Annotated in this window: 19 protein-coding genes and 1 pseudogene; 3 read left to right on the top strand and 17 right to left on the bottom strand. The window is 69.1% G+C overall.

What is annotated here, in order from left to right:
- Window positions 1–189 precede the first annotated feature (189 nt).
- The 3 genes from purU to DDE18_RS20300 all read left to right on the top strand — a co-directional run bounded on the left by purU (window position 190) and on the right by DDE18_RS20300 (window position 2,839).
- Window positions 190–1,056, top strand: a complete 867-nt coding sequence (purU, locus tag DDE18_RS20310; RefSeq protein ID WP_116574100.1) for a formyltetrahydrofolate deformylase — start codon at window positions 190–192, stop codon at window positions 1,054–1,056.
- A gap of 71 nt (window positions 1,057–1,127) precedes the next feature.
- The gene (locus DDE18_RS20305) at window positions 1,128–2,213 is read left to right on the top strand and encodes an S-(hydroxymethyl)mycothiol dehydrogenase (RefSeq protein ID WP_116574099.1); all 1,086 of its coding nucleotides are present in this window, start codon (window positions 1,128–1,130) and stop codon (window positions 2,211–2,213) included.
- A complete protein-coding gene (locus DDE18_RS20300) occupies window positions 2,210–2,839 on the top strand; it encodes an MBL fold metallo-hydrolase (RefSeq protein ID WP_116574098.1) in 630 nt (209 codons plus the stop codon). The genes DDE18_RS20305 and DDE18_RS20300 overlap by 4 nt, the downstream gene beginning before the upstream one ends.
- Window positions 2,840–2,864: 25 nt before the next feature.
- On the opposite strand, the pseudogene DDE18_RS20295 reads toward DDE18_RS20300, so the two are convergent.
- The 17 genes and pseudogenes from DDE18_RS20295 to DDE18_RS20215 all read right to left on the bottom strand — a co-directional run.
- Window positions 2,865–3,355, bottom strand: a pseudogene (locus DDE18_RS20295) (integrase core domain-containing protein); the annotation flags it as partial.
- A 104-nt stretch (window positions 3,356–3,459) separates the two neighbouring features.
- Window positions 3,460–5,883 carry a phosphoenolpyruvate synthase gene (gene ppsA, locus DDE18_RS20290; protein ID WP_116574097.1) on the bottom strand — a complete coding sequence of 808 codons (2,424 nt, stop codon included), beginning with the start codon at window positions 5,881–5,883 and terminating at the stop codon, window positions 3,460–3,462.
- On the bottom strand, window positions 5,880–6,710 hold the full coding sequence (locus DDE18_RS20285; RefSeq protein WP_245916901.1) for a pyruvate, water dikinase regulatory protein: 831 nt from the start codon (window positions 6,708–6,710) through the stop codon (window positions 5,880–5,882). Before DDE18_RS20285 ends, ppsA begins: the two co-directional genes overlap by 4 nt.
- A gap of 56 nt (window positions 6,711–6,766) precedes the next feature.
- Entirely contained in the window at window positions 6,767–8,140 is a 1,374-nt protein-coding gene (locus DDE18_RS20280; protein WP_116574095.1) for an L-serine ammonia-lyase, read from the bottom strand.
- On the bottom strand, window positions 8,140–8,763 hold the full coding sequence (locus DDE18_RS20275; protein ID WP_116574094.1) for a sarcosine oxidase subunit gamma: 624 nt from the start codon (window positions 8,761–8,763) through the stop codon (window positions 8,140–8,142). Before DDE18_RS20275 ends, DDE18_RS20280 begins: the two co-directional genes overlap by 1 nt.
- On the bottom strand, window positions 8,756–11,644 hold the full coding sequence (locus DDE18_RS20270; protein WP_116574093.1) for a 2Fe-2S iron-sulfur cluster-binding protein: 2,889 nt from the start codon (window positions 11,642–11,644) through the stop codon (window positions 8,756–8,758). Before DDE18_RS20270 ends, DDE18_RS20275 begins: the two co-directional genes overlap by 8 nt.
- The gene (locus DDE18_RS20265) at window positions 11,644–11,961 is read right to left on the bottom strand and encodes a sarcosine oxidase subunit delta (protein WP_116574092.1); all 318 of its coding nucleotides are present in this window, start codon (window positions 11,959–11,961) and stop codon (window positions 11,644–11,646) included. Before DDE18_RS20265 ends, DDE18_RS20270 begins: the two co-directional genes overlap by 1 nt.
- Window positions 11,962–12,000: 39 nt before the next feature.
- Window positions 12,001–13,221: a sarcosine oxidase subunit beta family protein gene (locus tag DDE18_RS20260; RefSeq protein WP_116574091.1), complete on the bottom strand. Its 1,221-nt coding sequence runs from the start codon at window positions 13,219–13,221 to the stop codon at window positions 12,001–12,003.
- On the bottom strand, window positions 13,221–14,516 hold the full coding sequence (glyA, locus tag DDE18_RS20255; RefSeq protein WP_116574090.1) for a serine hydroxymethyltransferase: 1,296 nt from the start codon (window positions 14,514–14,516) through the stop codon (window positions 13,221–13,223). Before glyA ends, DDE18_RS20260 begins: the two co-directional genes overlap by 1 nt.
- Window positions 14,517–14,531: 15 nt before the next feature.
- On the bottom strand, window positions 14,532–15,746 hold the full coding sequence (gene fdhA / locus DDE18_RS20250; protein WP_116574089.1) for a formaldehyde dehydrogenase, glutathione-independent: 1,215 nt from the start codon (window positions 15,744–15,746) through the stop codon (window positions 14,532–14,534).
- Between the two features lie 49 nt (window positions 15,747–15,795).
- Complete coding sequence (locus DDE18_RS20245; protein ID WP_116574088.1) at window positions 15,796–16,938, bottom strand: FAD-binding oxidoreductase; 1,143 nt, start codon at window positions 16,936–16,938, stop codon at window positions 15,796–15,798.
- A gap of 27 nt (window positions 16,939–16,965) precedes the next feature.
- Window positions 16,966–18,285 carry an aromatic ring-hydroxylating oxygenase subunit alpha gene (locus DDE18_RS20240; RefSeq protein WP_245916900.1) on the bottom strand — a complete coding sequence of 440 codons (1,320 nt, stop codon included), beginning with the start codon at window positions 18,283–18,285 and terminating at the stop codon, window positions 16,966–16,968.
- Window positions 18,286–18,337: 52 nt separating this feature from the next.
- Window positions 18,338–20,785 (bottom strand): GcvT family protein, encoded by a 2,448-nt coding sequence (locus DDE18_RS20235; protein WP_116574087.1) that lies wholly within the window; start codon window positions 20,783–20,785, stop codon window positions 18,338–18,340.
- 208 nt (window positions 20,786–20,993) lie between these two features.
- Window positions 20,994–21,980, bottom strand: a complete 987-nt coding sequence (locus DDE18_RS20230) for an ABC transporter substrate-binding protein (protein ID WP_116574086.1) — start codon at window positions 21,978–21,980, stop codon at window positions 20,994–20,996.
- An 11-nt stretch (window positions 21,981–21,991) separates the two neighbouring features.
- Window positions 21,992–23,986 carry an ABC transporter permease gene (locus tag DDE18_RS20225; protein WP_116574085.1) on the bottom strand — a complete coding sequence of 665 codons (1,995 nt, stop codon included), beginning with the start codon at window positions 23,984–23,986 and terminating at the stop codon, window positions 21,992–21,994.
- Window positions 23,986–25,074 carry a quaternary amine ABC transporter ATP-binding protein gene (locus tag DDE18_RS20220; protein WP_116574084.1) on the bottom strand — a complete coding sequence of 363 codons (1,089 nt, stop codon included), beginning with the start codon at window positions 25,072–25,074 and terminating at the stop codon, window positions 23,986–23,988. The genes DDE18_RS20225 and DDE18_RS20220 overlap by 1 nt, the downstream gene beginning before the upstream one ends.
- A partial coding sequence (locus tag DDE18_RS20215; protein WP_245916899.1) for a GMC oxidoreductase occupies window positions 25,074–25,387 on the bottom strand: 314 nt, incomplete at its 5' end. The genes DDE18_RS20215 and DDE18_RS20220, both read right to left, overlap by 1 nt.

Genomic DNA, 25,387 nt, shown 5'->3' with positions numbered 1-25,387 from the left:
AAGGTGACGCGGCCGGGAGAGAGCCCCATGGGGCGCTCTCCCGGCCGTGTGGCGTTTCGGGGGCCCGGGTGCCCGCGAGCCCGCTCAATGTGATTTTCCTCGCCCCTACCTCTTGACCTGAGACCCGCACCACGGGCAGGCTGTTGCGTATCGCTCACTGTGTTGTGTATTGCGGAAAAGGAGATCGCGATGGCACCCCGTCCCCCCGCCGGTCAGGAGTACGTTCTGACGCTGACGTGCCCGGAGGCCCCTGGCATCGTCTATGCCGTCAGCCGCTTCGTGATGGAGCACGGCGGCAACATCAACGCCAGCCACCAGTTCGACGACCGGCTCACCGACACCTTCTTCATGCGGGTCCAGTTCCGGGCCCCGGACGTCACGGTGGCGTCCCTCCGCCAGGACTTCGCGGCGGTGGCCAATGAGCTCACGATGTCGTGGCAGCTCCACGACGTGACCACGCCGACCCGCGCCCTGCTCATGGTCTCGAAGTTCGGCCACTGCCTCAACGACCTGCTCTTCCGCACCAGCACCGGTGCCCTGAACATCGAGATCCCCGCGATCGTCTCCAACCACCGCGACTTCGAGGCGGTGGCCGAGGCCAACGGGATCCCGTTCTTCCACGTGCCGGTCACGCCCGAGACCAAGCCCGATGCCGAGGCCCGGCTGCTCGAGCTCGTCGACTCCCTCGACGTCGACCTCGTCGTCCTCGCCCGCTACATGCAGGTCCTCTCCAACGAGCTGTGCACCAAGCTCGAGGGCCGTGCGATCAACATCCACCACTCGTTCCTGCCGAGCTTCAAGGGCGCCAAGCCCTACCACCAGGCGCACGCGCGTGGCGTGAAGCTGATCGGTGCCACCGCGCACTACGTCACCCCCGACCTCGACGAGGGGCCGATCATCGAGCAGGACGTCGCCCGGGTCGACCACTCGCTCGACCCCGAGGAGATGACGGCCGCGGGCCGCGACGTCGAGGCGCAGGTCCTCGCCCGCGCGATCCGCTGGCACAGCGAGCACCGGGTGCTTCTCCACCACAACCGCACCGTCGTGTTCCGCTGAGTCCGGCCCCGGACCAGTCCACACACACCGATCACGCACACGGATCAACACCCATCCGACCGAGGAGAGTCATGCCCGTCACCGTCAAGGGAGTCATCGCCCGCAGCAAGGGAGCGCCGGTCGAGGTCGTCGACATCGTCGTCCCTGACCCGGGGCCCGGCGAAGCGGTCGTGAAGATCCAGGCCTGCGGCGTCTGCCACACCGACCTGCACTACCGCGAGGGCGGCATCAACGACGAGTTCCCGTTCCTCCTCGGCCATGAGGCCGCCGGTGTCGTCGAGTCCGTCGGCGAGGGCGTCACCGAGGTCGCCCCCGGCGACTTCGTCGTGCTCAACTGGCGTGCCGTCTGCGGGCAGTGCCGCGCCTGTGCCAAGGGCAAGCCGCAGTACTGCTTCGCCACGCACAACGCCCAGCAGCCCATGACGCTGACCGACGGCACCCCGCTCTCGCCCGCGCTCGGCATCGGCGCCTTCGTCGAGAAGACGCTTGTCGCTGCGGGCCAGTGCACCAAGGTCGACCCGTCGGCGCCGGCTGCTGCCGCCGGCCTGCTGGGCTGCGGCGTGATGGCGGGCTTCGGCGCCGCGGTCAACACCGGTGGCGTGAGCCGCGGCGACTCGATCGCAGTGATCGGCTGCGGCGGCGTCGGCAACGCCGCCATCGCCGGCGCGGCGCTCGTGGGCGCGACGACGATCATCGCGGTGGACGTGGACGACCGGAAGCTCGAGTGGGCCCGGGGCTTCGGCGCCACCCACACGGTCAACTCGAAGGAGGTCGACCCGGTCGAGGCGATCCGCGAGCTCACCGGCGGTAACGGCGCCGACGTGGTCGTCGATGCGGTCGGACGTCCCGAGACCTACGAGCAGGCCTTCTACGCCCGCGACCTGGCCGGCACCGTCGTCCTCGTCGGCGTGCCGACGCCGGACAAGGAGATCACCCTCACGCTGCTCGAGGTCTTCGGCCGCGGTGGTGCGCTCAAGTCCTCCTGGTACGGCGACTGCCTGCCGTCGCGGGACTTCCCGATGCTGGTCGACCTCGCGCAGCAGGGCCGCTTCCCGCTCGCCGACTTCATCACCGAGACGATCGGCCTCGAGGATGTGGAGAAGGCGTTCGACAAGATGCACCACGGCGACGTGCTGCGGTCGGTGGTGGAGCTGTGAGCGACGTGCAGGTCACCCGCGTCGTCACGTCGGGCACCTTCAGCCTCGACGGCGGCACCTGGGACGTCGACAACAACGTGTGGGTCGTCGGTGACGATGCCGAGTGCGTCGTCATCGACGCGGCCCACGACGCAGGCCCGATCCTCGACGCCGTGGCCGGGCGGCGGGTCGTGGCGGTGCTGCTCACCCACGCCCACGACGACCACATCAGTGCCGTCGAGCCGCTGTGTGCGGCGACCGGAGCCCCGTCGTACCTCCACCCGGACGACCGGGTGCTGTGGGACAAGAAGTACGCCGCCGCGCCGGACCGCGAGCTCGCTGACGGGGACGAGTTCCAGGTCGCCGGAGTGACGCTGCGGACCCTCCACACGCCGGGGCACGCGCCGGGAGCCTGCTGCTTCCACAGCCCGGAGCTCGGGGTGGTCTTCACCGGGGACACGCTCTTCCAGGGTGGGCCGGGGGCGACCGGGCGGTCCTACAGCGACTTCCCGACGATCATCGACTCGATCCGGGAGAAGGTGCTGACCCTCCCGCCCGAGACCGTGGTGCACACCGGCCACGGGGCGGACACCTCCATCGGCGCCGAGGCCGGCGACCTCGAGGCGTGGGTCGCACGCGGCCACTGACTGCCGCCCGCACAGCCACCAAGAATCAACACCGGATCATCTCCCGACTTCCGAATGGGGGCGCCCGAACCGGCGCCGGGCTGTGATGTCCAGGCAGGTTGTTGAGCCTGCTGGATGGAGTGCCACCGATCGCTGAGTGGACGCGATGGTGATGGTAGAAGCGCAGCCAGGTCGGCAGGGCCGCTCGGCGATCGGCTTCTGATTCGTAGAAGCGGGCGTAGGCCCATCCGTCCGCCAGAGTGCGGTGGAAGCGTTCGCTCTTCCGTTGGTCTGGGGTCGACAGGGCTTGGTCCGTTTGTGGCTGATCCCCAGAGCAGCGCAGGCGTAGGAGCGGTAGCAGCTGCCGTTGTCGGAGAGCACGCGTTCCACGATGACGCCCCGTTCGGCGAACCAGGCGACCGCTCGCTCGAGCACACCGATGGCAGTCGTGGTCTTCTCGGCGCAGATCTCCACGTAGGCGCCTCGGGAGTGGTCGTCGATGACGGTGTGAAGGAAGGCGGTCCCGATCACGGGTTGGGCTCAGTGACTCGGACTCACCACCCGGCGCTCACTGACCGCCTACGACCACCCTCGACCTACTTCACCGCCGCCACACCGCCATACCCCTTGGAATCAGTCATCTAGGAGGGTTGACCCTCCGCCAGACGGATCCAGGTATCCACCACGGTGTCCGGGTTGAGTGACATCGACTCGATGCCCTGATCCACCAGCCAGGTCGCGAGCTCGGGGTGATCGGAGGGCCCTTGGCCACAGATGCCGACGTACTTGCCCTTGTCGCGGCACGCGGTGATGGCCAGCGAGAGCATGTGCAGCACGGCCGGGTCGCGTTCATCGAAGCCGGCGGCCACGAGCCCGGAATCCCGGTCCAGGCCGAGAGTCAGCTGGGTCATGTCGTTCGATCCGATGGAGAACCCGTCGAAGTGCTCGAGGAATCGGTCGGCGAGTACGGCGTTCGAGGGCAGCTCGCACATCATCACGACCTCCAGCCCGTTCTCCCCTCGCGTGAGCCCATGCTTCCCGAGCAGCTCGATCACGCCCTGCGCCTCGGCAAGGGTGCGGACGAACGGGATCATCACCTTGACGTTCGTCAGCCCCATCTCGTCCCGTACGTACCGGAGGGCCTCGCACTCCATGGCGAAGCAGTCAGCGAACTCCTTCGACAGATATCGGGAGGCGCCCCGATAGCCGAGCATCGGATTCTCCTCATGCGGCTCATGGGCCTCGCCGCCGAGGAGGTTCGCGTACTCGTTGGACTTGAAGTCGCTCATCCGGACGATCACCGGCTCCGGCGCGAACGCCGCCGCGATCGTCGCCACCCCCTCGGCGACCCGTTGCACAAAGAATTCCCGCGGACCGGGGTAGGCCGCGACGCGCTCGCAGATCTCCTCGCGCAACTCCGGTTCGAGCGAGTCCGGGTCCGTCGCGAGTGCAAGCAGCGCCTTGGGGTGGATGCCGATCTGGCGGTTGATGATGAACTCCAGACGCGTCAGGCCGACGCCCGCATGCGGCAGCCGGGAGAAGGCGAAGGCTTGCTCCGGGGTGCCGACGTTCATCATGATCTTCACCGGCGCGTCGGGCATCTCACTCAGGTCGGTGTGTTCGACTGTGAAGTCGAGGATGCCGTCGTAGACCAACCCGACGTCGCCCTCGGCGCAGGAGACGGTGACATGCCGTCCATCGGCCAGGTCGGTGGTGGCACTGCCGGCGCCGACAACGGCCGGGATGCCGAGCTCACGGGCGATGATGGCGGCGTGGCAGGTGCGGCCACCACGGTTGGTGACGATCGCCGCGGCCCGCTTCATGATCGGCTCCCAGTCAGGGTCGGTCATATCGGCGACCAGCACGTCCCCGGGGTTGAAGTCGTGCATCTGGTCGACCGAAGAGAGCACGCGCACGGCACCTGCGCCGATCTTCTGCCCGATGGCGCGACCTTCGAGCAGGACATCCGCGCCGCGGATGCTGTCGGCGTCGATCTGGAAGCGTTCGCGGGCCCCGACACGGCGCGACTGCACGGTCTCGGGGCGGGCTTGCAGGATGTAGAGGCCACCCTCGACGCCGTCCTTGGCCCACTCGATGTCCATGGGGCGCCCGTAGTGGTCCTCGATGGTGAGCGCGTGCCGGGCCAGCTCCTCGACCTCAGCGTCACTGAGGCTCAATCGTCGGCTCTCTTCGGTGTCGACACCGACGAACTCCGTGGTGCGACCGACCCTCGGGTCCTCGGTGTAGACCATCTTGGTCGCCTTGGCGCCCACACCGCGCTTGAGGATCGCCGGGCGGGCGGCGCGCAGGGCGGGCTTGTAGACGTAGAACTCGTCCGGGTTGACCGCGCCCTGCACCACGCCCTCCCCGAGGCCGTACGCGGAGGTGATGAAGACCGCGTCGGTGAACCCGGACTCGGTGTCCATGGTGAACATGACGCCGGAGGCGCCGACATCGGAGCGCACCATCTGCTGCACCCCTGCGGAGATGCCGACGGTCGTGTGCTCGAAGCCGTGGTGGACCCGGTAGGCGATCGCGCGGTCGTTGTAGAGCGAGGCGAACACCTCGCGGATCGCGAGCAACACCCCGTCGACCCCACGCACGTTGAGGAAGGTCTCCTGCTGGCCGGCGAAGGAGGCGTCCGGCAGGTCCTCGGCGGTCGCGGATGATCGGACCGCGAACGACGGCTCTGGTCCGCCACCAGCGCGGCAGGTCTGCACCAGCTCGGCATAGGCGGCACGGACGTCCGCCTCGAGCTCGGCCGGGAACGGCTGCTCGACCACGGCCGTGCGGATCTCCCGGCCCACTTCGGCCAGCCGGCGGACGTCATCGACGTCGAGGTCTGCCAGCACCTGCTGGATCCGCTCGGCCAGACCGGTGTCACCGATGAACCGGTAGAAGGCATCGGCCGTCGTGGCGAAGCCGTTCGGGACACGGACACCGAGCCCGGCCAGGTGGGAGACCATCTCGCCGAGTGAGGCGTTCTTGCCACCCACCTGGTCGAGGTCGGCGAGACCGAGATCGGAGAGCCACCGTACGGTGGGCGCCGCGTTGCTGTGGGTCACGAGGTCTTCCCTTCGGAGTGGCGGTCGCGCTCTCGCGCGTCGGCCTTGAGCGTCTGCAGGATCAAGGTGGAGATCTCCTCGACCGACTTCGTCGACGAGTCGATGACGGGGACCCGATAGTCCCCGAACAGGTGTTCGGCGCGCCTCAGCTCCCAGCGGCACTGCTCGAGAGAGGCGTAGCGGGAGCCGGGCCTGCGCTCGTTGCGTACCCGGGTGAGCCGCTCGGCGGTTGTGGTCAGGCCGAAACACCGGTCGAGGTAGGGGCGTACCGGGCGTGGCATCGCGGTGGCCTCGAGGTCCTCATCGACCAGGGGGTAGTTGGCGACGAACAGGCCGTGTTGCAGCGCCAGGTACATGCTGGTGGGTGTCTTCCCGCAACGCGAGGGTGCCAGGAGGATCACGTCGGCCTTCTCCAGGGCGCGCAGGCTCTGCCCATCGTCATGCTCGATGGTGAACTCCACGGCCGCCATCCGCAGGTTGTAGCGGACGATGTCACCCACGCCGTGCAGCCGGGCGGCCGCGCGGGCGCCCCGCTGACCCAGGACTGCTTCGACTCGTTCCATGTGCATGTCGAAGAAGTCGATGATCGGCGCCCGGCTCCGGTGCAGCTCAGCACGGATGACGTCCTCGGCAGCGGTGCAGAACACCAGCGGAGTCACCGGCCCGTCCATCACCTCGTCGAGCTGGCGCACCACCCGTCGGGCGTCCTTGATCGTCTGGATGAACGGGATCAGAGTGCGTTCGAACCGGACTTCCGGGAACTGGATCAGCAGTGCGTTGCCCATCGTCTCGGCACTGATCCCGGTCGAGTCCGACAGGAAGAACACCGGTACGACAGGGCCACCATTCGCCGCCGGAGGAGCAGGTTGCTCTCCCGGCTCCATCAGCACTCGATGACGTTGACGGCCAGGCCGCCGCGGGCGGTCTCCTTGTACTTGGTCTTCATGTCCGCGCCGGTCTCGCGCATGGTCTTGATCGCCTTGTCGAGGCTGACCTTGTGGCTGCCGTCGCCGTTGATGGCCAGGCGTGCGGCGTTGATGGCCTTCATCGACGCGATGGCGTTGCGTTCGATGCATGGGATCTGGACGAGTCCGCCGACGGGGTCGCAGGTCAGGCCCAGGTTGTGCTCGATGCCGATCTCGGCGGCGTTCTCGACCTGTGCCGGGGTGCCGCCCATGACCTCGGCAAGGCCACCGGAGGCCATCGAGCAGGCGGAGCCGACCTCGCCCTGGCAGCCGACCTCGGCGCCGGAGATGGAGGCGTTGGTCTTGAACAGGATCCCGATGGCGGCGGCGGTGAGCAGGAACCGGACGATGCCGTCGTCGTCGGCTCCGGGGACGAACCGCACGTAGTAGTGCAGGACGGCGGGGATGATGCCTGCGGCACCGTTGGTGGGGGCGGTGACGATGCGGCCACCGGAGGCGTTCTCTTCGTTGACCGCGAGCGCGTAGAGGTTCACCCAGTCCACGACGTGGAGCGGGTCGACCGTTCCGCCCTCCTTCGAGAGCTCCCGGAAGAGGCCGGGGGCGCGGCGGGGCACCTTCAGGCCGCCGGGCAGCACGCCCTCGCGGTGGAAGCCGCGCTCGATGCACTCGGCCATCACCGACCACAGGTGCAGCATCCCCTCGCGGATCTCCTGCTCGGTGCGCCAGGACTGCTCGTTGGCGAGCATCACGTCGCTGATCGACATCTGCTCGCGTGCACAGATCTCGAGCAGCTCTCCGCCGGTGGTGAACGGGAACTTCACCGGCGTGTCATCGAGTACGACGCGGTCGGCTCCGGTCGCGACCTCGTCGACGACGAAGCCGCCGCCGACGGAGTAGTACGTGCGGAACTGGATCTCCGTGCCGTCCCCGTCGTACGCCGCGAAGGTCATGCCGTTGGGGTGCGCCGGCAGGCTCTTGCGCCGGTGCATCACCAGGTCGGTGTCGACGTCGAAGCGCACCGGTGTCGTCCCGTTGAGCACGAGCTCGCCGGAGCTCCGGATCTCGTCGATGCGGCCGTCGGCGCGGTCCGTGTCGGTGGTCGCCGGGTCCTCACCCTCGAGCCCCAGCACGACCGCCTTGGGCGAGCCGTGGCCGTGGCCGGTGGCACCCAGCGAGCCGAAGAGCTCCGCGCGGACGCGGCGTACGTCGCCGAGCCGGCCCGACTTCTCCAGGCCCTCGACGAACAGCTTCGCCGCGCGCATCGGGCCGACCGTATGCGACGACGACGGCCCGATGCCGACCGAGTAGAGGTCGAAGGCAGAGAGGGCCATCAGACTCCCTCAACGGCGGATGCTCGGGGGCCGAACTCCGCAACGGCGTCCAGCAGCCACACCCCGACGTACGACGCGAGCGAGGCCCGGGGCATCACCCGGAAGGTGTTCGCGTCGACCTTCCACAGCAGCACCGGGACCCGGGCCAGCGAGGTGCTGATCGCGGTGTTGTCGGCGAAGGCCCGCGGGTGCAGGTCGGTCGGGCAGCCCTTCTCCAGGACCTCCCGGGCACCGGGGCCGGTGACCTCGACGACGGTGCGGTTGGCCGACACGTCGACGATCTGAGCGCGGCCGCCCTCAGCCGCAGACTGCAGCGAACCGACCAGGGACTCGGGTGCCGCCTGCGAGATGACGAGCCACTCGTCGGGACCGAGCCAGAGCACGGAGTGGGCGCCGTCGCCGGTCACGTCGCCGCACTGCTGCGGGAGGCTCGCGCCGAGGACGCCCTCGATCCGGCCGGCGGTCTCCGAGCCCGGCTCGACCCGGATGTTCACCATCGTGAGGAACGGCCACTCGCGCAGCAGGACCGCGCGGTCCCCCTGCACCGAGCCGTTGCGGAGCTCGGCAGCCATGTCCTGCAGCGGGCTGCGGCGGAGTCCTTGCAGTGTGGTCAGGTCAGCCATCGCGCTTTGCCCCTTCCGGGTCGTAGAGAACGGGCGAGGTCACTTCGACCTCGACCAGGCGGTCGCCGACGGGCGCCAGCAGCACGTCGCCGATGCGGTCGCGACCACCCTTGATCAGGGCGAGTGCGAACGGCCGCTCCAGCGCCACCGAGTGGTAGCTCGAGGTCACGTGGCCCAGCATCGGCACCGGCTTCGGACGCTCGGAGAGCTCCGGGCCGGCCTCGATGACCTGGCTGCCCTCGGGCAGGCGGGTCGTGCGGTCGACGGGCAGCAGGCCGACCATGTGCTTGCGGTCGGAGCGGACGTTGTCGGCACGGGTGTAGGACCGCTTGCCCACGAAGTCCTTGGTCTTCGAGACGATCCACTCCATGCCTGCGTCCTGCGGGGTGACGGTGCCGTCGGTGTCCTGCCCGACGATCGGGTAGCCCTTCTCGGCGCGCAGCACGTGCATCGTCTCGGTGCCGTACGGCGTGATGCCGAACTCCGCACCGGCGGCGAAGACGTCCTCCCAGACCTGACGGCCGTACCAGCCCGAGACGTTGATCTCGAAGGCCAGCTCGCCGGAGAACGAGATCCGGCAGACCCGGGCGGGGATGCCCGAGGCGAGCACCGTCTCCTGGAAGGTCATGAAGCCGAACGCGTCGTTGGACACGTCCAGGTCGGGCGCGACCCGCGCGATCACCTCACGCGACTTCGGGCCGACCACGGCGACCGTCGACCATTGCTCGGTGACCGAGGTGCAGTGGACCTCCAGCTCGGGCCACTCGGTCTGCAGCCACTCCTCCAGCCAGTCGAGGACTCCGGCGGCGCCACCGGTGGTGGTGTGCATGTAGTAGCGGTCGTCGGACAGGCGCAGCGTGACGCCGTCGTCGAACATCATCCCGTCGGGCTTGCACATGACGCCGTAGCGAGCCGAGCCGACGGCCAGCTTCTTGTAGGCGTTGGTGTAGATCCGGTTGAGGAACTCACCCGCGTCGGGGCCCTGGATCTCGATCTTGCCGAGCGTCGAGGCGTCCATCATGCCGACGCCGGCGCGGACGGCACCGCACTCACGGGCCACCGCGGCGTCGATGTCCTCACCGTCCTGCGGGAAGTACCACGGACGCAGCCACTGGCCAACGACCTCGAACTCGGCGCCCGCCTCGACGTGCCAGCCGTGGATCGGCGTGATCCGCTTGGGGTCGAAGAGCTCGCCACGCTCGCGGCCGGCGAGGGCCGCGAACAGCACCGGGGTGTACGGCGCGCGGTGGTTGCTGAAGCCCACCTCGCCGACCTCGAGGCCCAGCGCCGCGGCGATGACGCCACCCGCGTTGACTCCGGAGGTCTTGCCCTGGTCCTGACCGGTGCCGATCGAGGTGTAGCGCTTCACGTGCTCGACGCTGCGCATGCCGGCACCCGTTGCCCGCCAGACGTCGGCAACGGTCTGGTCACGCTGCAGGTCGACGAAGTGCTCGTCCCACTCGCCCGGCTCACCCTCGGCGGCGGGCACCAGCCACAGCTGGCGCGTCTCGCCGGCGGTCGACTGGCGGCTCGTGCCACCGACCGAGAGCGGCTCGACGGCGAACCCGGCGGCCGTGGCCGCGCCGCTGCCGGCGAGTGCGCCCTCGCGGAGGGCCTCGTCGAGCACCGCGGTGCCGCGGTTCGAGCCGACGACCCACTGGTCCTTGACCTTGCTGTCCGGCACGAAGGCCGCGAGTGCGGCGTCCCACCGGGTCGTGCCCTGGCGCTGGGTGTGCAGGTGCACCAACGGGCTCCAGCCCGCGGAGACCGCGAGCACGTCGGCGTCAATGGTCTCGAGCGGCGTGATGGTGTCGTCGTCGGCGATCGTCGCGGCGTGGACCCGCGTCAGGAATGCGGTGTCGGGGTCGCCCTCGGCACGCTCGACGGTCGTCCCGCGGAGCACGCGCACGCCCGAGGCCGCCACCTCGGTGGCGCGCGCCGACAGGCTGCTGCGGGCATCCAGGACGGCCGCGACCTCGAGGCCGGCGGCGACGATGTCCTCGACCACGTCGTACGCGCTGTCGTTGGTGGTGGCCACCACGAACCGGCGACCCGGGGTCACCGCGTAGCGGTTGAGGTAGGTGCGCACGGCGCCGGCCAGCATGACGCCGGGGACGTCGTTGCCGGCGAAGACCAGCGGGCGCTCGTAGGCGCCGTTGGCCAGGATCACCTGGGCGGCGCGGATGTGCCAGACCCGCTGGCGCGAGACGCCGTCGGGCTGCGGGGCCGACGAACCGCCGGCCCGGTCCTCGACGGCGAGCACGTAGTTGTCGTCGTACGAGCCGAAGGCGGCGGTGCGCGTGAGCACGGTGACCTCGTCGGCCGCGGCGAGCGTCGCTGCCGCCTCGGCGACCCAGTCGATCGCCGGCTTGCCGTCGACCAGCTCGGTGCGGCTCGCCAGCAGCGAACCACCGAGCTCGGCCTGCTCGTCCATCAGGATCACCCGGGCACCGGAGCGCGCGGCCGACAGCGCGGCGGCCAGACCCGAGGGGCCGGCGCCGATGACCAGGACGTCGGTGTGCACGAACTTCTTGTCGTACGCCGCGGTGTCAGGCTCCGGGTCGAGGACGCCGAGACCGGAGAGCGTCTTCGCCTTCAGACCGTCGGTCAGCGAGCGGATGGTCGCGGTGACCGACGGCTCGGAGTGCTCGCCGAGGATCTGGACGAGAGCGTTGGGCTCCTCACCACCGGCGGCGAGGATGCCGCGCGGGCGGCCCCGGTAGATCGAGTCGCCGATTCGGACCCGGCCGTTGGCGATCAGCGCCGACGCGATGGTGTCCCCGGGGTGGCCCGTGTGCTCGACGCCGTCGACCGTGAAGGTCAGCACGGTGCTGCGGTCGATGCGTCCACCGCTGGGCAGGCGGTTGGTCTGGGTGCCCATCACTGGCCTCCTGCTGCGACGCCCGTTGCGGTGATCTCAGGGCTGATTTCCGGACGGGGGTCGTTGTTGGTGTAGACGGCGAGGACCTCGTAGGTCCGGGTGTCACGCACGGCGTTGAACCACTTGCGGCAGCCGCCGGAGTGAACCCAGCGCTCCGCGAACGGACCCTTGGGGTTGTCGCGGAAGAAGAGGTACTGGGCCCACTCCTCGTCACTCAGCGCTGCGGGGTCCTCGGGGTAGGCGACGTGCGCCTGGCCGCCGTACTTGTACTCGGTCTCGTCCCGCAGTCCGCACCACGGGCACTTGATCTGCAACATCTCAGGTGCTCCTTCTGTTGTCTGTGTGGGCTGTCGGGATCAGTGGGCGACGCCGGCGGCGCCGTGCTCGTCGATGAGGTGACCGGTGGTGAAGCGCTCCAGGCCGAACGGCTGGTTGAGCTCGTGCGACTCACCGGTGGCCATGGTGTGGGCCATCACCCAGCCGGCGGCCGGGGTGGCCTTGAAGCCACCCGTGCCCCAGCCGGCGTTGACGTAGAGGCCGTCGACCGGAGTCGCGCCGATGATCGGCGAGGCGTCCGGGCAGACGTCGACGATGCCGCCCCAGGTGCGCAGCAGGTGGGCCCGCCCGAAGATCGGGAAGAGCTCCAGCGCCGCGGCCATCTGGTGCTCGATCACGTGGAACGAGCCGCGCTGGCCGTAGCCGTTGTACTGGTCGACACCGGCGCCCATGACCAGCTCGCCCTTGTGCGCCTGCGAGACGTAGACGTGGACGTAGTTGGACATCACGACGGTCGGGTGGACCGGCTCGTAGAGCTCGGAGACCAGCGCCTGCAGCGGGTGCGACTGGACCGGGAGCCGGAAGCCGGCCTTCTCGGCGAGCACGCTGGAGTGGCCGGCCGCGACCATGCCGACGGTGTCGGAGAGGATCCGGCCGCGGGTGGTCTCGACACCGGTGACCCGGTTGCCGTCCTTGATGAAGCCGGTGACCTCGCAGTTCTGGATGATGTCGACACCCATCGCGTCACAGGCCCGGGCGAACGCCCACGCCACGTGGTCGTGCTTGGCGATGCCGGCGCGCGGCTGGTAGGTCGCACCCAGGACCGGGTAGCGGACGTCGGGCGAGATGTTGATGATCGGGCAGACCTTCGCGACCTCCTCCGCGGTCAGCCACTCGGCGTCGACGCCGTTGAGGCGGTTCGCCTCCACGCGGCGTACGGAGTCACGGACGTCCTGCAGGGAGTGGGCGAGGTTGAGCACGCCGCGCTGGCTGAAGAGGAAGTCGTAGTCGAGCTCCTCGGGGAGCTGCTCCCACAGCTTCAGGGCGTGCTCGTAGATCGCCGCGCTCTCGTCCCAGAGGTAGTTCGACCGGATGATCGTGGTGTTGCGGGCCATGTTGCCGCCGGCCAGCCAGCCCTTCTCGAGGATGGCGATGTTGGTCATGCCGTGGTTCTTGGCCAGGTAGTACGCCGTGGCCAGGCCATGGCCGCCGCCGCCGATGACCACCGCGTCGTAGGACGACTTGGGGTCGGGATCCCGCCAGAGCCACTCGGGGTGCTCGCCGGGCATGGAGTTGGCCATCACTGCTCCTGGCTGTCGAGTCTGGGCGAGTAGAGCGGGAAGGTGGCCGCGAGGGCCTCGACGCGGGTGCGGAGCTCCTTGAGCCGGGTCTCGTCGCCGGAGCCGGCCAGCGCCTCGGCGATGATGTCGGCGACCTCGGTGAAGGCGGCCGCGTCGAACCCGCGGGTGGCGAGTGCCGGCGTACCGATGCGGAGGCCGGAGGAGACCATCGGCGGGCGCGGGTCGAACGGCACCGCATTGCGGTTCACGGTGATGCCGATGGCGTGCAGGCGGTCCTCGCCCTGCTGGCCGTCGAGCTCGGAGTGGCGCAGGTCGACCAGCACCAGGTGCACGTCGGTGCCACCGGAGAGCACGGAGATGCCCGCCTCGGCGACGTCCGGCTGCGAGAGCCGCTCGGCGATGATCCGCGCACCCTCGAGCGTGCGCTGCTGACGGTCCTTGAACGCCGGCTCGGCGGCCATCTTGAACGCGACCGCCTTCGCAGCGATCACATGCTCCAGCGGTCCCCCCTGCTGACCGGGGAAGACGGCCGAGTTGATCTTCTTGGCCAGCGACTCCTTGGACAAGATGACGCCGCCGCGGGGACCACCGAGGGTCTTGTGGGTGGTCGTGGTGACGACGTCGGCGTGCGGGACCGGGCTCGGGTGCAGGCCGGTCGCGACCAGGCCCGCGAAGTGGGCCATGTCGACCATGAGGTAGGCACCGACCTTGTCGGCGATCCGGCGGAACTCCGCGAAGTCCAGCTGGCGCGGGTACGCCGACCAGCCGGCGATGATCAGCTTCGGCTTGTGCTCGACGGCGAGGCGCTCGACCTCGGCCATGTCGATCCGGAAGTCGTCCGGCGAGACCTGGTAGGCCACGACGTTGTAGAGCTTGCCGGAGAAGTTGATCCGCATGCCGTGGGTCAGGTGACCGCCGTGGGCCAGGTCCAGGCCGAGGATGGTGTCGCCCGGGTCGAGCAGCGCGAACATCGCCGCGGCGTTGGCCTGCGCCCCCGAGTGCGGCTGCACGTTGGCGGCCTCGGCACCGAAGAGCGCCTTGATCCGGTCGATCGCGAGCTGCTCGACGACGTCGACGTTCTCGCAGCCGCCGTAGTAGCGGCGGCCGGGGTAGCCCTCGGCGTACTTGTTGGTGAGGACCGAGCCCTGGGCCTCCATCACCGACCGTGGCGCGAAGTTCTCCGAGGCGATCATCTCCAGCGTGCTCTGCTGGCGGACCAGCTCACGCTCGATCTGCCCGGCGACCTCGGGGTCGAAGTCGGCGAGGGTGCGGTCGAGGACGGAGTGCGAAGTCATGAGATCTCCCATGGGTCAGGCCCGGACCATGCCGTGCGGGTCGATGACGAACTTCTGGGCGGCGCCCTTGTCGAACGCGGCGTAACCCTGCGCGGCGTCGTCGAGGCTGATCGTGGTGGCGTTGACGGCCTTCGCGATGTGCGCCTTGTCGGCCAGGATCAGGTTCATCAGCTGGCGGTTGTACTGCTTCACCGGGCACTGGCCGGTGACGAAGGTGTGGGACTTGGCCCAGCCGAGGCCGAGCCGCACGCCGATCTGGCCCACCTTCGCGGCGTCGTCCACCGCGCCCGGGTCGCCGGTCACGTAAAGGCCGGGGATGCCGAGCGAGGCACCGGCACGCGACACGTTCATGATGTCGTTGAGCACCGTGGCCGGCGCCTCGGCGGCGTCCTTGCCGTGGCCGCGCGCCTCGAAGCCGACGGCGTCGACGGCAGCGTCGACCTCGGGCTCGCCGAGGACGTCGGCGACGATGTCGACCAGCGAGTCACCCTTCGACAGGTCCGCGACCTCGCAGCCGAAGCTGGCGGCCTGGGCCAGACGGTCGGCGTTCATGTCGCCGACGATGACGGTCGACGCACCCAGGAGCTGCGCCGAGTACGCCGCGGCGAGGCCCACCGGGCCGGCACCGGCGACGTACACCGTGGAGCCGGTGGTGACGCCGGCCGTGTAGGCGCCGTGGTAGCCGGTCGGGAAGATGTCCGACAGCATCGTGAGGTCGAGGATCTTCTCCAGCGCCGCGTCACGGTCCGGGAACTTCAGCAGGTTGAAGTCGGCGAACGGGATCATCACGTACTCCGCCTGGCCGCCGACCCAGCCGCCCATGTCGACGTAGCCGTACGCCGCGCCGGCGCGCGCCGGGTTCACGTTGAGGCAGATGCCGGTCTTGCCCTCGTTGCACATCCGGCAGCGACCGCAGGCGATGTTGAACGGCACGGAGCAGATGTCGCCGACCTTGTGGAAGAGGACGTCGTCACCGATCTCGACGATCTCGCCGGTGATCTCGTGGCCCAGGGACTGGCCCACGGGTGCCGTCGTGCGGCCACGGACCATGTGCTGGTCGCTGCCGCAGATGTTGGTCGTGACGAGCTTGAGGATCACGGCGTGCGGGGCGGCCTGCTTGATGCCGAGCCCCTGGGCGACCTCTTGCGGGATCTCCAGCTTGGGGAACTCGGTGTTCTCGATCGCGACCTTGCCAGGTCCCGCGTAGACGACGACTCGGTTGTCAGCCATGGGGTGACTCCATTCTTGGTTCGGGTGAGGGGGTGCGCTGCTGGCGCGATCAGGCGTCGAGCGAAAGGTCGCTGAGGGGCTTGGAACAGCAGGCGAGGATCTTTCCGGCGGCGACCTCGCGAGGGCGGATGCCGCCGTTGTGGTTCATCTCCACCTCGCCGGACAGCTTGGGGAGCTTGCAGGTGCCGCACATGCCCTGGCTGCAGGACGACGCGAGGCGAATGCCGGCGGCGAGCGCCGCGTCCAGGACGTTCTGGTCGGCGCGACACGTGACGGTGCGCCCGCTCTTGGTGAACTCGACGGAGTACGTCGCCACCCCGTCGTCGCCGGCGGGCGGCGGAGCGATGGCGATCTCGTCGTACTCGACTCCCTCCGGCGGCGGCGTCGCGCCCGGCTGGGCCGGGTCGTCGAAGGTGAAGCTCTCCTCGTGGTAGTTGCCGAGGTCGTACTCGAGCTCGCCGAGGATGCGGCGTACGGCTTCCATGTAGGGCACCGGACCGCAGTTGAAGGTCACCCGCTCGTGCAGGTCGGGGACGATCGTGTGGAGCATGGTGGGCGAGAGGCGCCCACGCATGCCACCCCAGCGCTCCGAGGGGTAGTCGTTCTCGCAGACGTGCACCACGCGGAGGTTGGGCATGAGCATCTCGATGGCCGCGAGCTCGTGACGGAACACGATGTCGCTCGGCGTGCGCGCGCTGTGGAGGAAGACCACGTCGGCGTGCGACCCCAGGTCGTACATCGTCCGCAGCATCGACATGAGCGGGGTGATCCCGCTGCCGGCGGAGAGGAAGAGGTACTTCTCCGCCGGCTGCTTGGCGAGCGTGAAGGCACCCAGCGGCGCCATCGCGTTGACCTTGCTGCCGGGCACGATGTTGTCGTGGACCCAGTTGGACACCGTGCCACCCAGGACGCGCTTGACCGTGATGGCGAGGCGGTGGGGGCGCGTCGGAGGCGACGAGATCGTGTAGCAGCGGTTCACCGGGTAGCCGTCGATGTCGAGCATCAGGGTCAGGAACTGCCCGGCCTCGAAGTCGAAGACCTGCTCGCCCTCGGGCTCGAACACGAAGTTCTTGACGTCGTGGGTGACGTCGCTGACCGCGGTGCACACCAGAACGGTCTGGTCCTCCTCCGACCAGCAGACCGGCGACTGCAGGGCCGGCACGAGGCGCCGAGGTGCCTGGGTGGACGACATTTCTCTACTCCTGAGCTCAGGTGGTGACTATTGGCTCGCGACCGCGTTGAGGCGGCCGAGCTTCTCGGCGTGCTCGTGGTGCGGCGTGAGGTAGTCGTGGAGGCGGCGGATGTACCAGTTGATGAACGACTCGACGTCGTCCTCGACCAGCGCGTAGGGACCAGGCACGTAGCTCGGGTCCGTGACGCCGCGCTGGGCCTTCTCGACCAGCGCGCGGTCCTGGTCGTTGGTGGCCTTCCAGACGCTGGTCAGCCCCTCGATGGTGTAGTCCTCGCCCTCGACGGCGTCCGGGTGGACCAGCCAGGTCGTGCGGACCATGGACTTGTCCGGAGCGATCGGCAGGACGCTGAAGACGATCACGTGGTCGCTGAGGAAGTGGAACCACGAGTTGGGCTGCATGTGCAGGGAGAGGTCACCGAACTGCGGAGTGGTGACGTCGCCGATGAGCTTCTTGCAGACCTGGGATCCGTCGATGCCGAAGGAGGCCCCGTCGCCGTCCAGCGGAAGGCGCATGATCATGAAGCCGGTCGGGCGCGTGTCGAGCTCGTGGACGAGCTCGCGCGGGACGCCGTTGAGCTTGCAGACGTTGTCGAGGTTCTCGGTGGCGGCGAGGTAGCGCTCGTAGATCGGCTGCATGCGCGGCGTGACGTCCTCCTCCGAGTAGCGAAGGAACGGGAAGTACGACGTGATCAGCTCGGGGTGCGAGGCGTCGCAGTGGTGGCACTCGCGGTTGTTCTCCATGACGAGCTTCCAGTTGCCCTCCTCGACCAGGTCGGTCTGGTGGGCGACCTTCGCCTCCTTGAGGCGGTAGGACGCGAGGTAGGGCTCGATCACCGAGGCGACCTCGTCGAAGTCCGCCGGCGGCTCGTCGGCCAGGCAGACGAAGATCAGGCCGCCGACCGTGCGCACGTGGACCTGCTTGAGGCCGAACTGGTTCTTGTCGAAGCTGGGCGACTGGCTCTCGGCGAAGATCAGGCTGCCGTCGGTGCGGTAGGTCCACTGGTGGTAGGGGCAGACCAGGTTGCCGACCGAGCCGCACGCGTCCTCGACCAGGCGCGAGCCGCGGTGCCGGCACACGTTGCGCAGCGCACGGACCTCCTCGTCGTCGTCGCGCACGATGATCAGCGACTGGGTGCCGATCTCGACGGTGACGTAGTCACCCGGCTCGGGGATCTCGGCCTCGGTGGAGACGAAGAGCCAGTGCTCGCCGAAGATCGCCTTCATGTCGAGGTCGTAGACCTCCTGGCTCGCGTAGAAGGCGGACTCCAGGCTGTAGCCCACCTCGCGGCGCTCGACCATGGCAGCGATCTCGGCGATGTTGGCCGCAGGGCCGGTCTTGAAAGTCACAGGGAACCTCCGGATGAAAAGTGGTGAGAGAGAAGAAGGGGGACGTGTGTGATCAGCCGCGGAGGCGGGTCATCTTCGGGTCGAAGAGCGGCTCGGCCGTCACGACGGCCTTGACCCGCTTGTCGAAGTAGCCGATCTCGAGCTCGGTGCCGATCTCGGCGACCTCGAGGGGCAGCCAGGCGTAGGCGATGCCCTTCTCGATCGTGTAGCCGTAGGCCGCGGAGGTGACGTAGCCGACCGGCTTGCCGTCGGCGAAGACCGGCTCCTTGCCGAGGACGACGTCATCGGTGCTGTCGATCGTGAGGCAGGCCAGCGTCTTGGTCTGGTTCTCCTTGCGCTCGATGAGCGCGTCGCGACCGATGAAGTCGCCCTTGTCGAGCTTCACCGCGAAGCCGAGGCCGGCCTCGTACGGGTCGTGCTCGTTGGTCATGTCGCCACCGAAGGAGCGGTAGCCCTTCTCCAGGCGGAGGCTGTTGAAGGCGCCACGGCCGGCAGCGATGATGCCGTGCTCCTGGCCGGCCTCCCAGAGGGTGTCCCAGAGGCGCTGGCCCAGGTCGGCGGTCGTGTAGATCTCCCAGCCGAGCTCACCGACGTACGACAGGCGCCATGCGGTGACCGGGACGTTGCCGATGGTGAGGGACTTGGCGCGGAAGTACTTCAGGCCGTCGTTGGTCATGTCGGCGTCGGTGATGCCGGCGAGCACGTCGCGGGCCTTCGGGCCCCACAGGCCGATGCAGCAGGTGCCCGGCGTGATGTCGGTGATCTGGACGGTGCCGTCCTCGGGGAGGTGGCGCTCGAACCAGTCGATGTCGAGCGCGCCGTTGGCGCCGACCTGGTAGTGGTGCTTGCCCAGGCGAGCGACGGTGATGTCGCTGCGGATGCCGCCGTCGACGTCGAGGAGCAGGGTGTAGACGACCGCGCCGACGGACTTGTCGACGTCACCGGTGCAGATCTTCTGGAGGAACTCCGTCGCGCCGGGGCCGGTCACGGTGATCCGCTTGAGGGCGGTCATGTCGTACATCGCGACGCCCTCGCGGGTCGCCTTCGCCTCGGCGCCCACGATCGGGTCCCAGTACTTCGCGGCCCAGTCGTTGGGGGTCGGGATGTCGTAGCGCTCGAGCAGGTGGGCGTTGGCGCCGTACCAGTGCGGGCGCTCCCAGCCGTTGGCCGGCAGGAAGAAGGCGTCGAGCTCCTCCTCGCGGCTGAAGAACGGCGAGAGGCGGACGTTGCGCGGCGAGTCCATCGGCTGCAGCGGGTGCAGGATGTCATAGACCTCGCGGAAGTTCTGGCAGTCGCGCTCGAGGACGTACGCCGGGGCGACCTGGTAGTCCTCAAAGCGGTTCACGTCGCACTCGTGGATGTCGAAGCTCTCGCAGTAGCCGTTGGCCAGCCACTCGGCGACAGCCCGGCCGACACCGGCGGAGTGGGTGACCCACACGGCCTCGGCGACCCAGAAGCCCTTGACCTCGCGCGACTCGCCGAGGAGCGGCATGCCGTCGGTGGTGAAGGAGAAGAGGCCGTTGATGCCTTCCTCGACCTTGGTCTCGCTGGTCGCGGGCAGCAGGCGCTGGGTCTCCTCCCAGGCCGGCTCGAAGTCCTCGGGGGTGAAGGCGAGGACGGACGGCATGTTGCCGGTCTGGTCCGCCTCCTCCATCGAGCGGATTTCGGTCGCCTCGATCGGCATCGGCTCGTGGTGGTAGTAGCCGATGCCCAGGCCCTCGTAGCGGTCGCGGTAGTAGAGGCCCGACTCCTGGTGGCGGAGGATCGGGCGGACCGCCTCCTCCGTCTGGCCCTTCAGCTGCGGGATGTCGCCGGTCCAGGCGAGCTGGTGGGCGAGCGGGGTGAGCGGCAGGTCGAGGCCGACGAGCGCGGCGACCTTCGGGCCCCAGATGCCGGCGCAGGAGACGACGATGTCGGCGGGGATCTCGCCGTGGTCGGTGACGACTGCGGAGACCTTGCCGTCTTCGACGACCATGTCCGTGACCTCGTGGCGGGCCAGGAACCGTACGCCGCGGCTCTTGGCGCGCTCGATCTGCGCCTCGACCGCCCAGAGCGCCTTGGCGAGGCCGTCGGTCGGGCACCAGAGACCGCCGAGGACCAGGTCGCGGTCGACCAGGTCGTGCAGCTCGACGCAGCGGTCGGCGTCGACGACCTCGGCCTCGACACCCCACGAGGTCAACCAGCCGTGGCGACGGTGCAGCTCGGCCAGGCGCTCGGGCGTCGTGGCCACCTCGAGGCCGCCGACCTGGAGGAAGCAGGACTGGCCCTCGTGCTGCAGGGAGACGAGCTTCTCAACCGTGTAGCGGGCCAGGTCGGTCAGCACCTTGGAGCCGCTGGCCTGGAAGACCAGGCCGGGCGCGTGGGAGCTGGAGCCTCCCGTGGCGGGGAGGTCGCCCTGGTCGAGGACGGTGATGTCTGTCCAGCCGAGCGCCGAGAGCTCGTCGGCGAGCGCCGCTCCCACGACTCCGGCGCCGATGATGACGGTCCGACGTCCGACCATGCTGAGGCCTCCTGTTGCGTATGTTGCACTGTATTGCGCTACAGGCAACGATGCCTTTGTGACCTGTATCTCGTCAACCCCTTGGAGCAATGAATTTCTCGTGGGTTCCGAAGGGGCGCGAGCCCGCGTGCCGAGCGGGAAATGGACCCGGCCCGGCCCCCTCGCGTGAGGGAGCCGGGCCGGTTCGTGATGCGCAGTCGCATCGAGGTCAGCCCAGCCAGGCCTCTACCTTGTCGGGGTTCTCCTCGACCCACCTGGCGGCGGCGTCGGCCGGCGACATGCCCTCCTGCGAGATGTACTTGGCCACGAGGTTCTGGTCCTCGTTGGTCCACGAGAAGTTCTTGACCAGGTCGACCGAGGGCGAGCCGGACTCGGCCCACTCGGTGGAGACGATCTTCTTCAGCTCGGTCTCGGGATAGTCGCAGGCGACCTTGGCGGGGTCGTCCTGGCAGCCGGCCTCGTACGGCGGCAGCGAGACCTTCTCGAGCGGCAGCTCCGCGAAGAGCCACTGCGGCTCGTAGAAGTAGCCGATCAGGAACTCCTTGTTCTCCTCGGCCTTCTGGAATGCCTGGATCGAGGCGGCCTCCGAGCCGGAGAAGACCACCTTGAAGTCCAGGCCGAGGTTGCTGACGATCGCCTCGTCGAACTGCACGTACGACGGGTCGGCACCCAGGAACTGGCCCAGGCCTCCGGACTCGGACGTCGCGAACTCCTCGGCGTACTTGTTCAGGTTCTTGTAGTCGAGGATGTCCGGGTGCTCCGCGGCCAGCCACGGCGGCACGTACCAGCCGATGATGCCGACGTTGCCGGTCGGCCCGAAGTCGGTGGCCGAGCCGTCGCCGGTGCCCTCGAAAAACTTCTTCTCCAGGTCGGGGTGGCCCCAGTCCTCGATCACCACGTCGACCTCGCCGGTGCCGAAGCCCTGCCAGGAGACGTCCTCCTTGAGGTCCTTGTAGTTGACCGTGCAGCCGAGCTCCCGCTCGGCGACGGTGCCCACCACATAGGCGTTGGCCTCGTAGCCGACCCACGGGTTGACGGCCATGTTCAGCTCGCCGCACTCCCCGCCGGCCTCCGCGGCCGCCGCGGCGTTCTCCTCGGTCTGCTGCTCGATGGTGCCTCCCCCACACGCCGTGAGAGCAAGCGCCGAGCACGCCGCGACCACAGCCCAGCGGGCCTTGGTGAGTTGGTTCAACATGTATTTCCTTCCTAGTGGGTATGGTGCGCGGCCGCGCGCATGACGCGGTCGAGCATGATCCCGAGCAGCACGATGCTGAGTCCGGCGGCGGCGCCCTTGCCCCACTCCTCGGAGCGGGAGAAGCCGAGCACCACGTCGTAGCCGAGCGCTCCGGCGCCGACCATGCCGCCGATGACGGCCATCGCGAGCACATAGAGCAGGCCCTGGTTGGCGGCCAGCACGAGTGAGCCCTTGGCCATCGGCAGCTGGACCTTGGTGATCTCCTGCCAGGTCGTGGCACCGGTGGAGCGCGAGGCCTCCAGGGTGCCCTGCGAGACGCCCTTCACCCCGTCGGCGACGAGCTTGATCGCCGCCGGCGCGGCGTAGATGACGCCGGCCACGATGGCGGTGAAGCGGGTGGGTCCGAACAGGGCGAGCACGGGGATCAGGTAGACGAACGGCGGAATGGTCTGCCCCATGTCGAGCAGCGGCCGCAGCACCAGGTCGACCGAGGACCGCCGGGCCATCCAGACGCCGAGCACCAGCGCCAGGACCATCACCATCAGCGTCGCCACCAGCGTCATGGTCAGCGTGATCATCGAGTCGTGCCACAGGCCCAGGAACCGCAGGCCCCCGAGGCAGACCAGCGCAGCCACGGCCGCCCGGACGCCACCGGCGACGGCGGAGATGGCCACCAGCGCCGACCCGGCCAGCCACCACGGCGACTCCGCCAGCAGCGCCTGCATGGGATTGAGGAGCCCGTAGGAGACGGCGTCGGCCAGCCCACCGGCCACGCCGCCGAACGTGTCGGTGAACCACGCGACGGTGGCGTCCGACCAGCTCGCCGCGGTGTCGCGCAGCGGCGTCCCGGGGAACTCCGCAGCCCACGGGTAGAGCCGCGAGACGTAGACGGCCACGGCCGCCAGCACCAGGCCGGCACCGAGGACGACCCGGTGCACCCTCGGGTCCGGGCCGTGGCCGCGTGCCACCAGCTCGCCCCGCTCGGAGGCGGCGGTGGTGGCACGGTCGAGCATCACGGCCATCAGCACGATGAGCAGACCGGGAACCACGGCTCCACCGACGTCGCTCTTCACCAGCGCCGACAGCACCGGCTTCCCCAGGCCAGGGCCGTCGACGAAGGAGGCGATGGTCGCCATCGACAGGGCGGCCATCGTGGTCTGGTTGACACCGACCACGATCGTCTTGCGCGCCATCGGCAGCTGCACCTTGGTCAGCCGCTGCCAGAAGGTCTGCCCGGCCGAATCGGTGGCCTCGAGAGTCGAGGCGGAGACGGACTTGATGCCGTGGCCGGCGATCCGGATCAGCGGGGGCAACGCATAGATCAGCGTGCAGACCACCGCGGTCGACGCCCCGATGCCGAAGAACAGCACGATCGGGAGCAGGTAGACGAACGTGGGCATCGTCTGCATCAGGTCCAGCAGGTTGGTGAAGACCGTCTCCGCCCGTCGCCGGTAGGCGATCAGCACGGCCAGCGGCATGCCGATCACCACCGACAGGCCGACGGCTACGAACGTCACCAGGAGCAGGTCCATGGCCTCCGACCAGTAGCCGAAGGCACCGAAGGACAGGAACGAGGCGAGCACCAGGAGCGCGATCCGCCAGTTGGCGATCGCATAGCCGACGAACGTCGCGACGGCCGTGACGCCCAGCCAGCCGATCTGTGGCACCGGGCGCGGGAAGTCTGGGATCGACACCATCCGCTGCAGCCAGTCGATGGCCGCGACGAACGCCTCGCCCACGCCGTAGGTGAGCTGGATGAGCGGGTTGCTGTCGCGGCTGGCGAGCACGCTGTCACGGAAGGCCCCGAGATCGTCCATGACCGGCGTGCGCTCGCGGCCCGAGAGGGTCAGGGTGTCCTGGCCCTTGGTGAAGGCCCAGACCAGGATCCACACCGCGACCACACCGAGGACGAGCAGCAGCCGGGAGGTGCCGCGATCCTCGGCCTCCTGCGGGGCGGCCCCGGGCTCGGCCCGCGCGGGGGCCGGTGGGGCGGTCGTCGCGGCCATCAGTGCGACTCCTCCTCGGCGACGACCACCCGCAGGATCGCGTCGTCGTCGACGATGCCGATGACGTTGCCGGCGTCGTCGACCACGCGGACCGGGTGCTCGGAGGCCAGGGCCGCCTGGGCGGCCTTGCGCACGACGGTGTCGCACGGCATGACCGGGCCCTCGGTGGAGTCCCCGGGCCGCGGGTCGCGCATCACCCACTTGAGGGTGAGCACGTGCGAGCGGGGCACCTCGGAGGTGAAGTCCTTGACGTAGTCGTCGGCGGGGGCGCCCACGACCTCGTCCGGGGTGCCGATCTGCACGACCTCGCCGTCACGCATGATCAGGATCCGGTCACCCAGCTTGAGGGCCTCCTGCAGGTCGTGGGTGATAAACACCATCGTCTTGCCGAGCTCGTGGTGGAGCCGGATCACCTCGTTCTGCATGTCGCGCCGGATCAGCGGGTCGAGGGCGGAGAACGGCTCGTCGAAGAGCAGCAGGGACGGGTCGCCCGCCAGCGCCCGGGCCAGTCCGACGCGTTGCTGCATGCCGCCGGAGAGCTGGTCGGGGTAGGACTTCTCGTAGCCCGTGAGGCCGACGAGGTCGACGACCTCGGCGGCCTTGGCCCGTCGTTCCCTCTTCGGTACACCGCGGATCTCGAGACCGTAGGCGACGTTGTCGATCACCTGCCGGTGCGGCAGGAGGCCGAAGTGCTGGAACACCATCGACGCGTGGTTGCGGCGCAGGTCGCGCAGCTCGGATTCGGATGCCGCTGTGACATCGCGTCCGTCGATGAGCACGGTGCCGCTGGTCGGCTCGATCAGCCTGGTCAGGCAGCGCACCAGCGTGGACTTGCCGGACCCGGACAGGCCCATCACGACGAAGACCTCGCCGGGGGCGACGTCGAAGGACACGTCCTTCACGCCGACCACGCAGCCGGTCTTGGCCTTCAGCTCCTTGCGGGACAGCTCGGCGTCCGGCGTACCGAGGACCTTGTCGGCGCGGGGACCGAAGATCTTCCACAGGTTGCGCACGGACACGCCCGCGTCGCGGGCGTCGCCGACTGCGGCGGTGCTCGGGTCGACCGTCGGGTCGAGGGTCTGGCTCATCAGTGCTCCTTGACGAGGTTGCGGGGGTGGCCGGCCGGGTAGAGGGGCGAGTGGTCGCGGTGCCGGTGGTACGGCACGTCGGCGGCCGGCAGCGGGGTGTTGCCGAGGATCAGGTCGGCCGCCTTCTCGGCGACCATCATCACGGGGGCGTAGATGTTGCCGTTGGTGACGTAGGGGAAGACGCTTGCGTCGCAGACCCGCAGGCCCTCGGTGCCGTGCACCTTCATCGACAGCGGGTCGGTCACCGTCATCTCGCCGGTGCCCATCGCCGCGGTGCAGGAGGGGTGCAGCGCGGTCTCGGCGTCCTGGCGCA

The organism is Nocardioides gansuensis, assembly GCF_003076135.1.
In the GTDB taxonomy this organism is placed as follows: Bacteria; Actinomycetota; Actinomycetes; order Propionibacteriales; family Nocardioidaceae; genus Nocardioides; species Nocardioides gansuensis.
Note: the sequence above shows the minus strand (reverse complement) of the source record. Positions and strands in the feature narration are given on the sequence as shown.

Bases quoted from the DNA above. Each gene is read 5' to 3' on its own strand.
- purU (WP_116574100.1), top strand. From the start codon at position 190: ATGGCACCCCGTCCCCCCGCCGGTCAGGAGTACGTTCTGACGCTGACG.
- DDE18_RS20305 (WP_116574099.1), top strand. From the start codon at position 1,128: ATGCCCGTCACCGTCAAGGGAGTCATCGCCCGCAGCAAGGGAGCGCCG.
- DDE18_RS20280 (WP_116574095.1), bottom strand. From the start codon at position 8,140: ATGGCCCTCTCTGCCTTCGACCTCTACTCGGTCGGCATCGGGCCGTCG.
- DDE18_RS20275 (WP_116574094.1), bottom strand. From the start codon at position 8,763: ATGGCTGACCTGACCACACTGCAAGGACTCCGCCGCAGCCCGCTGCAG.
- DDE18_RS20270 (WP_116574093.1), bottom strand. From the start codon at position 11,644: ATGGGCACCCAGACCAACCGCCTGCCCAGCGGTGGACGCATCGACCGC.
- DDE18_RS20265 (WP_116574092.1), bottom strand. From the start codon at position 11,961: ATGTTGCAGATCAAGTGCCCGTGGTGCGGACTGCGGGACGAGACCGAG.
- DDE18_RS20260 (WP_116574091.1), bottom strand. From the start codon at position 13,221: ATGGCCAACTCCATGCCCGGCGAGCACCCCGAGTGGCTCTGGCGGGAT.
- glyA (WP_116574090.1), bottom strand. From the start codon at position 14,516: ATGACTTCGCACTCCGTCCTCGACCGCACCCTCGCCGACTTCGACCCC.
- fdhA (WP_116574089.1), bottom strand. From the start codon at position 15,746: ATGGCTGACAACCGAGTCGTCGTCTACGCGGGACCTGGCAAGGTCGCG.
- DDE18_RS20245 (WP_116574088.1), bottom strand. From the start codon at position 16,938: ATGTCGTCCACCCAGGCACCTCGGCGCCTCGTGCCGGCCCTGCAGTCG.
- DDE18_RS20235 (WP_116574087.1), bottom strand. From the start codon at position 20,785: ATGGTCGGACGTCGGACCGTCATCATCGGCGCCGGAGTCGTGGGAGCG.
- DDE18_RS20230 (WP_116574086.1), bottom strand. From the start codon at position 21,980: ATGTTGAACCAACTCACCAAGGCCCGCTGGGCTGTGGTCGCGGCGTGC.
- DDE18_RS20225 (WP_116574085.1), bottom strand. From the start codon at position 23,986: ATGGCCGCGACGACCGCCCCACCGGCCCCCGCGCGGGCCGAGCCCGGG.
- DDE18_RS20220 (WP_116574084.1), bottom strand. From the start codon at position 25,074: ATGAGCCAGACCCTCGACCCGACGGTCGACCCGAGCACCGCCGCAGTC.